General features: G+C 66.3%; 8 protein-coding genes. All 8 read left to right on the top strand.

All coding sequences use genetic code 11. From position 1 onward, the window contains the following. The first annotated feature begins 386 nt into the window (after positions 1-386). The 8 genes from NCR37_RS21955 to NCR37_RS21920 all read left to right on the top strand — a co-directional run bounded on the left by NCR37_RS21955 (position 387) and on the right by NCR37_RS21920 (position 14,337). Positions 387-1,631, top strand: a complete 1,245-nt coding sequence (locus NCR37_RS21955; protein WP_250474966.1) for an SGNH/GDSL hydrolase family protein — start codon at positions 387-389, stop codon at positions 1,629-1,631. Positions 1,632-1,927: 296 nt separating this feature from the next. Next, positions 1,928-2,806 carry an SDR family oxidoreductase gene (locus NCR37_RS21950; RefSeq protein WP_250474927.1) on the top strand — a complete coding sequence of 293 codons (879 nt, stop codon included), beginning with the start codon at positions 1,928-1,930 and terminating at the stop codon, positions 2,804-2,806. A gap of 123 nt (positions 2,807-2,929) precedes the next feature. Continuing rightward, positions 2,930-3,214: a hypothetical protein gene (locus NCR37_RS21945; RefSeq protein WP_250474926.1), complete on the top strand. Its 285-nt coding sequence runs from the start codon at positions 2,930-2,932 to the stop codon at positions 3,212-3,214. A gap of 495 nt (positions 3,215-3,709) precedes the next feature. Next, positions 3,710-5,893 (top strand): chemotaxis protein CheB, encoded by a 2,184-nt coding sequence (locus tag NCR37_RS21940; RefSeq protein ID WP_250474925.1) that lies wholly within the window; start codon positions 3,710-3,712, stop codon positions 5,891-5,893. A 199-nt stretch (positions 5,894-6,092) separates the two neighbouring features. Further along, a complete protein-coding gene (locus NCR37_RS21935; protein ID WP_159834173.1) occupies positions 6,093-6,272 on the top strand; it encodes a CsbD family protein in 180 nt (59 codons plus the stop codon). Between the two features lie 83 nt (positions 6,273-6,355). Further along, positions 6,356-6,814 (top strand): response regulator, encoded by a 459-nt coding sequence (locus tag NCR37_RS21930; RefSeq protein ID WP_250474924.1) that lies wholly within the window; start codon positions 6,356-6,358, stop codon positions 6,812-6,814. A 169-nt stretch (positions 6,815-6,983) separates the two neighbouring features. After that, a complete protein-coding gene (locus tag NCR37_RS21925; protein WP_250474923.1) occupies positions 6,984-9,953 on the top strand; it encodes a bifunctional glycoside hydrolase/polysaccharide deacetylase family protein in 2,970 nt (989 codons plus the stop codon). Next, positions 9,928-14,337, top strand: a complete 4,410-nt coding sequence (locus NCR37_RS21920) for a tetratricopeptide repeat protein (RefSeq protein ID WP_250474922.1) — start codon at positions 9,928-9,930, stop codon at positions 14,335-14,337. The genes NCR37_RS21925 and NCR37_RS21920 overlap by 26 nt, the downstream gene beginning before the upstream one ends. The last annotated feature ends 47 nt before the right edge of the window (positions 14,338-14,384 follow it).

Below are 14,384 nucleotides of genomic sequence, written 5' to 3'. Positions count from 1 at the left end.
GCGTGCTCAGTTCAGGCACGGTCGCAAGTGGCGGCAACGTTACGCGCCAAGAATGATTAGCGGCGAGCGCATCGCTTAAGCATGCGACTCGCAACCGAAAGCCCCTTCCCGCTAGCGGTCTTCATCGGCTCCCCAATGCGCATGGCCGCGTCAAAAACCGAGCCCGAAAAAAGCAGCCCCACGAACTGGCTGTTCATCTCTCGCGTCCGCGCTCAAGCCCACAGCCTTCGCGGGTAAACGATAGTGACATCGGCCGATGTGTCGTCCATATTTATTTCGTTTTCCTGATGTAATTAACATAAGCGAACTTGGAGGGACACATGGTAGACAGATTCTTTACACGGGCCTCTAGCCGTGCGCTGGCTGCATGCAGTGCGACCTTGTTGATGCTCGTCGCGCCACTGGCGTCGGCGGACAGACCGGATGCCGAAGCACGAGATGGATGGGTCGCTACCTGGACCGCCAGTCCCGATCGCAACAACAACATCACGACGCCGCAGAACTTCCCCGCCGCGACGACCATTCGTCAGATCGAGCATGTGAGCGTCGGCGGCGATCACGTGCGCGTGAGGCTCACCAACGAGTTCGGGACCGCGCCCGTGACCGTGGGACCGGTTCATATCGCGCTAGCGGCGGGCGGCGCGAAGATCGCGCCCAACACCGACCGCACGCTGACGTTCGGCGGCAAGACCACGGTGACGCTGTATGCGGGCGCGCCGATTCTGAGCGATCCCATCGAGATGCGACTCGCGCCCTTGTCGGATGTCGCGATCAGCTTCTTCCTTCCCGACGCCACGCCCGCCTATACCGTGCATCAGCTCGCGGTGCAAAACGCTTATGTGTCGAGCGGCGACAACACCGCCGCGCCCGACCAGCCGTCTCCTCACAAGTACACCAATCGCTTCTTTTTATCTGCGATCCTAACCGATACGGATCGCCCGACGCGCGCGGTCGTCACCTTCGGCGATTCGATCACGGACGGCTATGCGTCGACGGTCGATGCGAACCGCCGCTGGCCCGACAATCTCTCCGCGCGCCTCAACAGCGCGGGGCCGCGGCGCGGCTACGCGGTGCTGAACCAGGGCATCAGCGGCAATCGCGTGGTGAGCGACGGCGCGGGCGTGAGCGCGCTCGCGCGGTACGACCGCGACGTGCTGAGTCAGTCGGACGTCAAATGGGTCGTGTTCCTCGAAGGCATCAACGACATCGGCTGGCCGAACACCGCGCTGGACCCGTCCGGGCGCGTCGTGTCGGCGGAAGAGATTATCGACGGCTACCGGCAGATCATCGCGCGTACGCATCTGCGCGGCATCAAGATCATCGGCGGCACGCTGACGCCCTTTCGCAATGCGCTTCAGGGCACCGCCAACGAAGGCTACTGGACGCCGCAAAAAGAAGCCATCCGTCATGCGGTGAACCACTGGATTCGCACGAGCGGGGCCTTCGACGCAGTGGTCGATTTCGATGCGGTGCTGCGCGATCCGGCGCATCCCAACGACATGCAGGCCGTGTACGACAGCGGTGACCATCTGCATCCGAACGACGCCGGCTATGTCGCGATGGCCAACGCCATCGACCTGTCCTTGCTGTTGCGCGGCAACGGCGACCGCAACGGTGACCGAGGCGATTGACGCGCATGAAAGGGCGATGGTCGCGGTAGCGTGCGCGCTGCTGCGACTATCGCGCGTTATCCGCCCAGGCGCGGAATCTGCCGCCAGCATTGCCCTTCCCGATTCCCCGCAATCACGCTCTCCTGCCCCGCCCTCCCCTGCGCGTCCAGCACGAACTCACGCGGCCCGACATACTATCGAGCCTGACATCGCGCATGCTGCTTGTCATACCATCGTCCTTCTGATCGGCGACGATCATGGCCTGCGCCCGCCGGACAACACATGGGCGTTCCTCGACCCCTTCACGGAAACCGAACATGACCATTCTCGTCACAGGCAGCACCGGCGTCGTCGGCAGTCAGATACTCGATCATCTCAAGGCGAGCGGCGCGCAAGTGCGCGCATTGACGCGTACGCCCGAGAAGGCGCAGTTGCCCGAAGGCGTCGTGGCTGTGCGTGGCGAGCTGTCCGACATCGACGGCTTGCGCGACGCGCTGAAAGACGTGAGCACGCTGTTTCTGCTTGCGCCGAACGCGCCCGACGAATTGACGCAAGCCATTCAGGCGCTGTGCATCGCGCGCGATACGGGCGTGAAGGGCATCGTCTATTTGTCGGTATTCAAGGCGATGGAGTACGCGGACGTGCCCCACTTCACCAGCAAGTTCGCGGCGGAAAGGATGATCGAGCAGTCCGGCCTGCCTGCGACCATTCTGCGGCCCGCGTACTTCATGCAGAACGACGTTCGGCAGAAAGAGCCGCTCTTGACGCAAGGCGTCTACGCCATGCCCATCGGCGCGAAAGGCATTTCGATGGTCGATGTGCGCGACATCGGCGATGCCGCGGCGCGCGAGTTATTGCGTCGCGAAGCGGCGAGCGAGCCGCTGCCGCGCGAGCTATACGAACTCGTCGGCCCGGACTCGGTGAACGCGGACTTCGTCACGGCCGCCTGGGGCGACGCGCTCGCGCGGCCCATTCGCTACGGCGGCGACGACATCGACGCGCTCGAAGCCCGGCTCAAGGGCGCAGCGCCCGCGTGGCTCGCCCTCGACATGCGTCTCATGATGCAGCGTTATCTGGAGGACGGCGCGGTCGCGACGCCGCCACAGATCGAGCGCATGACGTCGCTTCTCGGGCGTGCGCCGCGGTCGTATCGCGACTTCGCGGCCGAGACCGCGAGCGAATGGGCAAGCCGATAGCGCGTCTTCGCCGACCGGCGCGGCGCGACGCGCAGGCCGCCGCGCTGCGGCATGAAGATTGCGTTACACGGCACCGGCCTGCATGACTTCTTGCGGGTGACCATCCTATTTCCGAGAGGACCTATGAAGACGGCAAAGATGAGCATTCTCGTTTCCGCACTGGTGCTGGCCGTATCGAGCGGCGCGTTCGCGCAAGGTTCGGGCGGCGGCCTGCCGGGCGGCAACGGCGCGGGCCAGGGCGGCGTCGGCGTCGGCACCCCGAACGGCAACGGCGAAACCGGCTCGCCGGCCGGCCCGACGGGCAAGCATGCTACGCGCAAGCACTCGAAGAGCAAGAAAGCGAACGTCTCGGGCGATGGCTCCACGGGGTCGAGCGGCTCGACCGGCTCGGCCACGACGACGCAATAACCGGAAGCCGCGAGCCGCCTGCGCTGGCGATATCCGCGGCGCAGCGGTTCGCTGTATCGGGCGGGAGCGCAGCATCGACGCGCGCAGGCCAGCGGCATGCAGAGTCGTAAAGACCTGCGACTAGCGACCGGCACGGGCCTACAGGGGCGCTCACAAACCGCCCGACTCCACGCGCCGTGCCGAGGCCGCCAGGCGGCCATACGGGCGCATCGAGATCCATTTCAGCGCAGCGCAGACTGCGCGGAACATGCCCACAATGACAACATGGTCGACGCTCCCTCGACAGCACAGAACGTGTCATCGCCATGCGATGCATGACCGCCCCTTCCACGCCCATCGCCTGATCACTTCGCCCCTCACCGGCTGCAACTGAGCGCGAAGCACTGAATTCGCACGCCGTCCCACGTCCGCTTCACGCAATGTCGTTGCGTATCCGCCTCATACATAGCACAGTAACGAAGCCCGCCGGTCCCCGGTCAGCGCGGAGGCCAGACCATGGAAGCAAAGGCAAGAGACCACCCGAAAGGCTCGGGCCCCGACTTCTCGGTTGTGGGAATCGGCGCGTCGGCCGGTGGCGTTCAGGCGCTTTTGCGGCTATTCGAGGCAGCGCCCGCGTCGCCCGGCGTGGCCTTCGTGGTCGTGCTGCATCTGTCGCCGAATCATGCGAGCCATGCGCACGAAGTCATTCAGCGCGTGACGCCCTTGCGCGTGCGCCAGGTGAACCAACCGGTTCTTCTGGAGCCGGACACGGTCTATGTCATCCCGCCCGGCAAGTTTCTTTCGATGATCGACGGCCACCTGCGCCTCAGCGAGCCGGACCTGCCCCGCACGCCGCCGACGTCCATCGACGTCTTCTTCCGCAGCCTGGCCGACGCACACGGCTCGCGCGCGTTCGCGGTCGTGCTCTCCGGATCGGGCGCGGACGGCTCGGTCGGCATCTCGCGCGTGCGCGAGCGGGGCGGCGTCACCATCGCGCAGCAACCGGATGAGGCGGAGTACGGCGAAATGCCTCGCAGCGCGATCGGCACAGGCGATGTCGACCTCGTCCTGCCGCTCGATGAAATCATCCCGAAGGTGCTCGCGCTTTCGCTGAACGCGAAGAAGATCGAGCTGCCCGCGCCGTCCGACGACGAGTCCGCGCACGACGACCTCATGCCGGACGCGCGGTTCGACGCCTTCAACGACGTGCTCGACCTGCTGCGCGCGCGGACCCGGCATGATTTCGCGAGCTACAAGCGCGGCACCATCGTGCGACGCATCGAGCGCCGCATGCAGGTGAACGGACTCGCGACCGCGGCCGCGTATCGCGACTATCTTGCGCGGCATAGCGAAGAAACGCCCAAGCTGCTTGCCGACCTCCTCATCGGCGTCACGAATTTCTTTCGCGACGCGGACGCCTTCGCCTCGCTCGAAAACACGATCATTCCCGACCTGATGCACACGCTTCACGGCCGCGACAAGGTGCGCGCGTGGGTTCCGGCGTGCGCGACCGGCGAAGAGGCTTTCTCGATCGCGATTCTCCTCGACGAAGCCGTCCGCCGTTTGCCGCATCGCGTTCAGGTGACCGTCTATGCAAGCGACATCGACGAGCGCGCCATTGCGGTCGCCCGTTCGGCAAGCTACCCGCTCGCCATCGAGAACGACGTCGGCCCTGCCCGCCTCAGTCAGTATTTCACGCGAGACGGCAACCGCTACCGGCTCGCGAAGTCGCTACGCGATACGGTGATCTTCGCCGTTCACAACCCGTTGCGCGATCCGCCGTTCTCGCGCATCGATCTGATCTCGTGCCGCAACGTGCTCATCTATATGGAACGCCGCGCGCAAAAGCAGGTGCTCGACACCTTCTTCTACGCGTTGCGTCCGCATGAAGGCGTCCTCTTTCTCGGCACCGCCGAATCGGCCGACTTCGCTCAGGAACTGTTCCGCCCCGTCGACAAGCAAAGGCGAATCTACCGCGCGCGGCCCACCGCGGCCGAGCCGGTCGCCACGGCCACGAGCGGACTACTCGCCGAGAAGGATGAAAGCGAGGGCCACGCTTTCCGCGATCAGACCTTCTTCCACGATGCGACGGACGCGCGCCGCGTCGATCCGCGCCTGTCCAGCCAGGCGCGCGCGCTCGACATGTTCGGCCCCGCCGTCGTCGTGATCCGCGCCGACGGCACCATCGTGCATCGCTCAGCGCGCGCCGACACGTTCACCGAAAGCGTCCGGAACACGCGCGTGACGAACCTGTTCGACATCGTGCGCCGCGATGCCGAGGAGCGCGTGCGGCAGGCCGGCGACATGCCCGCCGATCTCTCCGTGTTCAAGAACTTGCGCATTCTGCTTATCGAGGACTCGGAAGAGTCGCTGACCGCCATGGTCGACCTTCTGGCGCTCTACGACGCGCACGTCGTTTCGTCGGCGAACGCGGCGGATGCGCTACAGAAGGCGTCGGAGATGCAGTTCGATCTCGTCGTTACCGATGTCGGCCTGCCGGACATGGACGGCTATCGGCTCGTCAGCGCGCTCAGGAAGCTGCCCTTGTGCGCGGCGATCCCCATTGCGGCGCTGACCGGCCGTCCCATCACGCAGGAAGAAGCGCTCGCGCAAGAGGCCGGATGCGACACATGTCTTGCGAAGCCGTTCAATTTGCAGGCCCTCGCGGATGTCGTCCACCGGCTCCGGCCGGGGCGATAAGTCCAACGCTCCGCGCGCGCGAGCGCCAGGCGCTTGCTTGCAAGAATTGCCCGGATTCGCCATGAAAAGCGCTGGGTCCACCGGCTTCGACGGTCCGTAACCCCGTAATACTCGGGCTTTTGCGCATCACGAATAACAGGCCCGATCCTTGCTCATACAAAAGCGTGGTCACCCCCACGTAACCGATAGGAGAAACACCATGAACAAGGACCAGGTCAAGGGTACTGCCGAGAAGGTGAAGGGGAACGTCAACGAAGCCGTCGGCAACATGACAGGCGACACCAGCCAGGAAGTGAAGGGTCAGGTGCAGCAGGGCGTAGGCGAAGCCCGCAAGCAGTACGGCGACGTGAAGGAAGACGTCAAGAAGGACCAGCGCTAGCCGCAGCCCCGCAGCCATGCGGGTTTGAACAACGAGCCGCGTGCCCGACAGACGCGGCTTTCGCACATATGGGGCGCGGCGTAATGCGCGATGATTTTGAAGTTTCTCCCAAGTGTGCGATCTGGACACGCCGCCGATGCCACGGCGGGATGCCGCGCGTGCTTGTGGTCGACGACTATGTCGATACGGCCGACGCCATCGGGATGGTGCTCGCCGTCGATGGCTTTCCGACCCAAGTCGTTTATAGTGGCCGGCAGGCCATCGAGGCGTCGGAACGCTGGCGGCCCGATATCGTGCTGCTGGATATCTGGATGCCGGATTGGTCGGGGTTGCAGGTCGCCGCCTGCCTGCGCGCATCGACCACGCTCACGCAACCGGTACTCGTGGGCCATTCGGCGCTTTCGACACCCGGCGATCTCCAGGCAGCAAGGCAAGCCGGTTTCGATGCCTACTGCGCCAAGCCGACGGACGCGGAAAAACTCGCCCCGTTACTGCGATATCTGTGCGACGCCGACCGTGCTTACAGTGCGCCGCCCACGTGACACATTGAACAGGACTCCATGCAGACCGTGAAGGCCCGAGCGATATGAAACCAACGCACATTCACTCCGAGCCCGTTGCAATAGAAGGCGCCGCCGCCGACCGGGCCGGCGTCTGCCCTGCATAATGCGCGAGGCAAGCATTGGTGTGCGACGCGGCCTCTGGCGCAAGATGGCGGCACTCGTAGCCGCCTCGTTGACGTTCGCCTGCGCGCGCGCGGATGACGCTATTGCCCTGCCTTCCCTGCCTTCCCCGCCTTCCCCGCAGCCGTCGATCGCGCTGTTTTATGGCGCGCCGGTGCCGGTCGGGCAGCTCGCTTCGTTCGATCACGTCGTCGTCGAACCGGACACCGGCTTCGATCCCGTTGCGCATGCGCCGGCTTCCGGCTCGTCGAAGTGGCTCGCCTACGTGAGCGTGGGCGAAGTGACGCCCTCGCGCGCGTACTTCAAGGACATGCCGCCGGCGTGGCTCAAGGGCAGCAATGCGGCGTGGGCGTCGCGCGTCATCGACCAGACCGCGCCCGGATGGCCGCAGTTCTTCGTTCAGCACGTCATCGCGCCGTTGTGGGGCAAGGGCTATCGCGGGTTTTTTCTCGACACTCTGGACTCGTACCAGACGATCGCCACGACCGACGCCGAGCGTTCCCGCCAGCAAGCGGGACTCGTCGCCGTCATTCGCGCGCTGAAGACGCGTTATCCCGATGCGCGGCTCATCTTCAATCGCGGCTTCGAACTGATGCCCGACGTGCACGATCTGGCCTATGCGGTCGCCTTCGAATCGCTGTATCGCGGATGGAATCAGGCGAGAAAGCGTTACGTCGCGGTGCCCGAAGCGGACCGCGACTGGCTGCTGGCGCAAGCCCGGACACTGCGCGAGCGATACGGCCTGCCGGTGCTCTCCATCGACTACTGCCCGCCCGCGGACCGCGCCTGCACGAACGACGCGATCCGCAACATCAGCGCGCAGGGCATCATTCCGTATGTCACCGACGGCGCTTTGCAGACCGTCGGCACCGGCCCGGCGCGCGCGCCATCGGCGACAAATGAAAGCGCCGCGCCGCTCTCCGCCTCGCTGTCCGCATCCGATACCGCCGCCCGGCGCGACGTGCCGCGCACGATCCTCGTCGTGCAGAACGTGCAGCCTGGTGCGAGCCTCAACGTGACCGCCGGCGTGCGTTACGTTTCGATGCCGCTCAACTGGCTCGGCTACCGCGTCGAGTTCGCGGATATCGCGAAGCCGCTGCCCGAGGGCGACTTGTCGAGCCGGTACGCCGGCATCGTCATGTGGCTGGACTCGCCCGCGCCGGATCCCGCGGCGTTTCACGACTGGCTCGAAACGCAGGTCGATCATCACGTGCCGGTCGCGATGCTGACGACATTCGGCATCGACATTCAGGGCGCGCTCGCGCAGAAGCTCGATCTGGTGCCCGTCGCAGGCCGCCCGGGCAATCGTTTGCGCGTCGAATCGATGGACGCGTCGATGATGGGCTTCGAGATGAAGCCGCAGCCCGATCCGCACGACACGACGAATGTGCGCGCCGGCCCGCGCAGCCATTCGCTGCTCAGGCTCGCGTCGGCGGATGCGGGCAACGACTTCGCCATCGACGCCGCCGCCATCACGCCGTGGGGCGGCTACGCGATGCGCCCGTTCGCCGTGTTCGACATGCCGATGGCGAACGAAGCGCGCTGGGTGCTGCAACCCATACGCTTTTTTCGCGCGGCGCTGCGCCTGCCCGACGACATGCCCGCGCCCGATCCTACGACGGAGAACGGCCGGCGTCTTCTGATGACGCATATCGACGGCGACGGCCTCGCCTCGCGCGCCGAATTCGCCGTGAACGGCGGGCCGATGAAAGTCTCGACATCCGCCCCGCCGCAGTATTCCGGCGATGCGCTCTACAATGTCATCCGTCAGTTCGGCCTGCCAACGACCGTCTCCGTCATCGAAGGCGAGATCTCCGACGATGGCCCGTACCCCAAAGATGCGCTGCGCCTGCGCGCGATCGCGCGGGAAATTTTCGCGTTGCCGAACGTGGAGATGGCGAGCCACACGTACACGCATCCGTTGCAGTGGATGCGCGTGACCGGCCTCGGCAAGTCCGGCGGCGATACCGACACGGCCGAGGGCGGCAGCCGCGCGAACTACAACGGCCTGTCCATCGACATTCCCGGCTACCGGTACGACACCGACCGCGAGATCGGCGGGTCGATCCGCTATATCGACCGGCTCGCGCCCGCCGGCAAGCGCGTGAAAGTGCTGCTGTGGAGCGGCGACTGTCAGGTGCCCGCGCCGGTCATCGAGGCGGCGGACAACGCGGGCGTCTACAACATGAACGGCGGCGACACGCTCATCACGAAACGCTATCCGAGCTGGGCCGCCATTGCGCCGCTCGGGGTGGACAAGAATGGCTTTTTTCAGGTGTTCGCGCCGAATCAAAACGAGGAGGCGTACACCGCGCTCTGGCAGGGTCCGTACTACGGTTACGAACGCGTGCTGGAAACGTTCGACATGACCGAGCACCCTATCCGCTTCAAGCCGGTCGATGTCTATTACCACATGTTCTCGGGCACCAAGTACGCATCGGTGAAGGCGTTGTCGGACGTGTATCGCACGCTGTCCGCGCAACCGCTGATGCCTGTCTACGTATCCGAATACGCGCAAAAGGTGCTCGACTTCGAGCGCATGAACATTTCGCGCGACGGCGACTTCTGGCGCATTCACGGCAGCGGCGCGCTGCGCACCGTGCGGCTGCCCGAAGGACGCGCGCCCGATCTCGCGAGCGCCGAGGGCGTGGCGGGCTATCTGCCGGGGCCGGGCGGCGTGTATGTGCATCTGACGGGCGCCGACGCCCGCTTTCGCGTAATCGATGCCGCGCGCGCCGCGAAGCTGCCCTATCTCGCGGAAGCCAACGGCGTGATCGATCACTTCTCGCGCACGGAGCGAGGCTTCTCGTTCGATCTCGCGTCGCACGCCGCGCCGCGCTTCGCCATCGGCGGCGAGGCGCGCGCGAACGCTTGCATCGTGAAGGCGGATGGCCGCCCGCTCGCGCCCGGCACGGCGCAGGGACGGCGCGTGTATTCGCCGTCCGGCTCTGCTCACGCAACGAATCCCGTTCATGTCGATGTCGTCTGCGCAACCTGACCGCCAGCGGCTTTTTTCGCCGTTCGTCGTCGCGGCTTTCGGGCTGCTGGTCGGGCTCATGCTCGTGCTCGCGTTTCCTCGCGAGCGGCTGGAAGAGCGGCTGCTCGAAGGCCGTCAGGTCGACACGCTGACCGTCGCTTATCTTGAAGCGTGGCTGCGCATCGAGCCGGACAATGCCGAAGTCCTGACCGAGCTGACGCAGGAGTATCTGAAAGCGCAGCGCATCGCGGACGCGCAGAGAATGCTGCGCCGTCTGTCCGTTTCGTCCGATCCGCAGGCGCAGTCGAGCGCGTTGCGCACGCGCATCGACCTCGCCGAGACGCAGGCTTATGCGCTCAAGCCGGGCGATCCGCACCGGGCGGCGCGGCTTGCGGAACTCGACGCCCTGCTCGCCGATGCGCTCGACAAGCCGTGGGATGCCGCGCAGATGGAAACCTTCGCGAAGAAGGCGCGTGCGTTGAACGACAGCGCGCTTGCCGGGCGCTACTACGAGCGGCTCGCGCGGATGGAGCCGGCGCAGGCGCCGCGCTGGCTCGCACAAGGCGCGCAACTGAAACTCGCTGCGGGCGACTACGCGGGCGCCGCCGATGCGTTCTTCGCGGCGCAGGCTCACGCCGCAACGCGCGACGACGAGCGACGCCTATTCCTGTCCGCGTTGCAGGCGTTGCAGTCGGCCAACCGTCCCGCCGATGCGTTGGCCGCTGCCGACGCGCATCTCGGTTCGCTCTCGCGCGACCGCGAGACGCTGCGTTATCTGACGCGGCTCGCGCTCTCGGCGGGCCGGCCCGATATCGCGGACCGCTACGCGCGACGCCTGCTGGACATGTCGTCGCGCGAGCGGCGCGACGGTGTGTCGAGGCTCGCGGGGTGGGGTCGGGGGCGCGAGGCGGTGCGGTTGGCCGAGGGCGTGCGGAACGTGCGGAGCGGGACGAGCGTGGGAAATGCAGGGAACGCTCTGCTCGTGGTAGGTCCGGGAGACGCGGGAAGCGGGCTCAACGCGGCCGATGCGACGAGCGCGAGAAACGCAGCGAGCGCAGCGAACGCGAAGAGCATGCAAAATGCAGTCTTTGCGGTGAACGCTTCGCCCGCAGTGAGCGCAGCGCACGCGGGAAGCGTGCTGAACGCGGGAACCGTGGGGAACGCGGCCAACGAGGCGAGCGTGGTCAGCGCGGCGGAGGCAAGAAGTGCGAAAAGCGCGATGAGCGCTGCGAACGCAGCGAACGCAGCGAACGCGAAGAGCATGCAAAATGCAGTCTTTGCGGCGAACGCTTCGCCCGCAGTGAGCGTAGCGCACGCGGCAAGCGTGCTGAATGTGGGAACTGTGGGGAACGCGGCCAACGAGGCGAGCGCCTTGCGCGCGAGCTACGTGTCGACCGCAGCGCCTGCGATAAGCGCAGCAAAAAACACGACGAACGCAACGAAGCCCAAGACTGCCGTATCGCAAGCGCCGTTTCTGTGCACACGCGCCTGCATGAACGGCCGCGCCCACGCGATCCCCGCCGTCCTCCGCGCCCGCGACGCCTTCTCGATTCTCCGCGTAGCGAATCAGGAACCGTCCGCGCCCATCGAAGCATCGGACTACGAACTCGGCTTCAAAGTGTTCCTTGCCAACGGCGATCTCGCGAGCGCCCAGCGCGTCGCGCAGGACGCAGTGAAACGCGACCCGGCATCGACCGAATGGCGGGAGCGGCTCGCGCAGGTCGCCGAGTGGAATCACGCGCCCGATGTCGCGCTCGCCAACTATCTCGCGCTCGCCCGCGCGCGCAACGGCGAGCGCGACTGGAAGCAGGTCCAGCGCCTCGCGCCCGCGCTCGGCGACAACGACGCGATGCTCGCCGCCGCGATCCACGAATCGGACCGCGCGCCGGGCGACATGAAGCGGCTCGACCGCGTGGTGAGCGCGTACGAAGCGCAGGCCGATCCGGACGCCGCCCTGCGCTTCCTGCAAACCCGCGCGAACGGCGCCTATCGCCGGCCAGTGCTGGAACGCTATGCCCGACTCGCCGAACGCAAGGGCGACGACGACCTCGCCATCGCGACCTACGAGCGCCTGATGCGCGAGTTCGGACCCGATTCGGCGTACGCGCTGAAACTGAGCCTGATGTACTACACGCGCACGCAGTTCGACCGCTCCCTCGCCGTCCTCGATTCGGCAAAGAGCCGCGCCCCCGCACCGGATGCCGACTTCTGGCGCTTTTACGCGATGCTCGCCACCGTCGATCAGCAGGACGGCAAGGCGCGCGAAGGCTACGGCAAGCTCGTGCAAGCGGGCGTGGCGACGCCCGACGATCTCTCCGCCATGGTTTCGCTCTACGACAATCAGCCGCTCGAAGCGGGCCGCATCGCGGAGTTCGCGTATCGCAAGACGGGCAACGAACGCCTGCTCGAACTCGCCGTCTACGACTATCTGCGGGCGCGCGCGACGGGCCGCATCCGCGCGTTGCTCGCCTCGCTCGATCCGGCCTCGCTCGCCGCAGCCGAGCGCTCGCCGCGCTTTTTGCTCGCTCGCGCCCAATACCTGCGTCGCGCGGGCGATCCAGACGGCGCGCTCGCCGACACGCGCGCTGCCGCCGCGCTTGCTCCGGGCGACGACGAGGCCCGCGCCGCGCTCATCTGGGCGCTCAACGAACGCGGAAGCAATGCGGAACTGCGCGCGATGCTCGCCCGCCACGCCCGCGATGCCGAGCGCGACAGCACGCTCTGGGCGCCGTATGCGGCGTCGTATCTGCGCCTCGGCGACGCGCGCGGCGCGCTGCACATGATGCACAAGGAAGCCGCCTCGCGCCGCGACGACCCGCTGTGGGCGCTGGGCTATGCGGACGCGCTGGAATTGAACGGCCGCATCGACGATGCCTGGCGCGTGCGCAACGCCGTGTGGAAGAAGCAGATGGCGCAGCGCGCGGAGGGCAAGCAGCCTGTGACGCTCGACGACGAGCAGCGCGAAGACCTGCGCGCGCGCATGGTCGGGCTCACGGACCAGTTCGCGGGCGGCGACGCGTCGCGGCAAGTGCTGATCGAACTGCTGCGCGCTGATGTTGGCGACAGTGCGGACGACGAACCTGCGCAACCGCCGTTCGCCTTCACTGACGACGCGATGCAAAGCGTCGCGCATCGCGAAGAAAAGCGGCGTCGCGTGTACTCGGCGGTGGCGCGCGAGGCCGCGCTCGGCTGGCTGCAATCGCACGACGCCTACGATGCCGAAAGCCTCTGGCTCCTGCGCCAGTACATCGACAGCGCGACGCGTCCCGTGTATGCGGAAGTGACCATCGCGCTGGCCGAGCACGACCGCGCGACGCTGAATCGCCTGCTCGATACCGAAGCCGACTGGATTCCGCGCCAGAATCGCCTCGACGCCGAAGCGACGACCGGACGTTTCGGCGACGTGCAGACGCATGCCTACGAGCAGCAGTTCGCGCTGCCCGACGACGAAATCGTCAATCAGATTCTGCGCGAACAGTTGCTGCGCAACGCGCAGGCTATTGCGCCGCGTTTTCGCGTAGTGGAGCAAGGCGGGCTGTCGTACACGGAGGCGGGCATCGGCGCGGGCTTGCGGCTGTCTCCGACGCAATCGCTCGCGCTCGATTACGCAGACCGCAATCAGCACGGCGACGCGTCATTGCCGAACGTGCCGCGCCACGACCGCCAGTTGTCGCTCGCGTGGCGGCATCTCGGCCTCGACGACACCGAGCGCGTGAGAATCGGCCGGCGCAACGCGCTCGACGACTTCACCACCTTCCGCCTCGACGGCACGCTTTTCGAGCAGCAGAACCTGAGCTTCAACTACGCGCTCGGCTTCAATCAGATGGCGACTGAAACGAGCCAGCTGATCGTCGGCGGCGTGAAGCATCTGGCGAGCGTGGGCGTGAATTATCGGCCGGACCCGCATGTGTTCGCGGGCGGGCGCGTGGAATATGCGCGCTTCTACGGACAGGACAAGTCGTTCCTCGGCACGGGCGCCGTCGCGGATTTCAACGCGGGCTACAAGCTGCGCGTCGATTATCCGGACTACACCGTTCGCGCTGTGCTCACGCACGGGCAGTACAGCGCGTCGGGCAATCCGGGCGGACAACTCGCGCGTCTGTTGCCGGCGGGCGCGCCGCTTACCGCGCAGCAGTTCATGCCGCAGACCTTCACGCAGGAAGGCCTGCTGTTTTCGTTCGGCGACGATCTCGAAGAAGGCTACACGCGCGCGTGGCGGCCGTTCTTCGCCGCCGGGCCGATTCACGATTCGAATCAGGGCTGGACGGCGCAGGTGCGCGTGGGACTGGCGGGCAGCGTCTTCGGCAACGATCAGGCGACCATGTATTACGAGCACGCCGGGGTCACGTCCGGCCGCACGCAGGCTTTCACGGAGTACGGCGTGCGCTATCGCTGGCTGTATTAGCCGCGCGGTCGCGTCACGGCATCGAAAAAACGAGGCAAGCGGAGCAC

Origin of the sequence: Caballeronia sp. GAFFF1 (assembly GCF_023630705.1) — a bacterium.
In the GTDB taxonomy this organism is placed as follows: Bacteria; Pseudomonadota; Gammaproteobacteria; order Burkholderiales; family Burkholderiaceae; genus Caballeronia.
Note: the sequence above shows the minus strand (reverse complement) of the source record. Positions and strands in the feature narration are given on the sequence as shown.

Excerpts from the sequence above, each read along its gene's own strand:
- NCR37_RS21920 (WP_250474922.1), top strand. The coding sequence starts at position 9,928 with ATGTCGATGTCGTCTGCGCAACCTGACCGCCAGCGGCTTTTTTCGCCG.
- NCR37_RS21940 (WP_250474925.1), top strand. The coding sequence starts at position 3,710 with ATGGAAGCAAAGGCAAGAGACCACCCGAAAGGCTCGGGCCCCGACTTC.
- NCR37_RS21945 (WP_250474926.1), top strand. The coding sequence starts at position 2,930 with ATGAAGACGGCAAAGATGAGCATTCTCGTTTCCGCACTGGTGCTGGCC.
- NCR37_RS21925 (WP_250474923.1), top strand. The coding sequence starts at position 6,984 with ATGGCGGCACTCGTAGCCGCCTCGTTGACGTTCGCCTGCGCGCGCGCG.
- NCR37_RS21935 (WP_159834173.1), top strand. The coding sequence starts at position 6,093 with ATGAACAAGGACCAGGTCAAGGGTACTGCCGAGAAGGTGAAGGGGAAC.
- NCR37_RS21930 (WP_250474924.1), top strand. The coding sequence starts at position 6,356 with ATGCGCGATGATTTTGAAGTTTCTCCCAAGTGTGCGATCTGGACACGC.
- NCR37_RS21955 (WP_250474966.1), top strand. The coding sequence starts at position 387 with ATGCTCGTCGCGCCACTGGCGTCGGCGGACAGACCGGATGCCGAAGCA.
- NCR37_RS21950 (WP_250474927.1), top strand. The coding sequence starts at position 1,928 with ATGACCATTCTCGTCACAGGCAGCACCGGCGTCGTCGGCAGTCAGATA.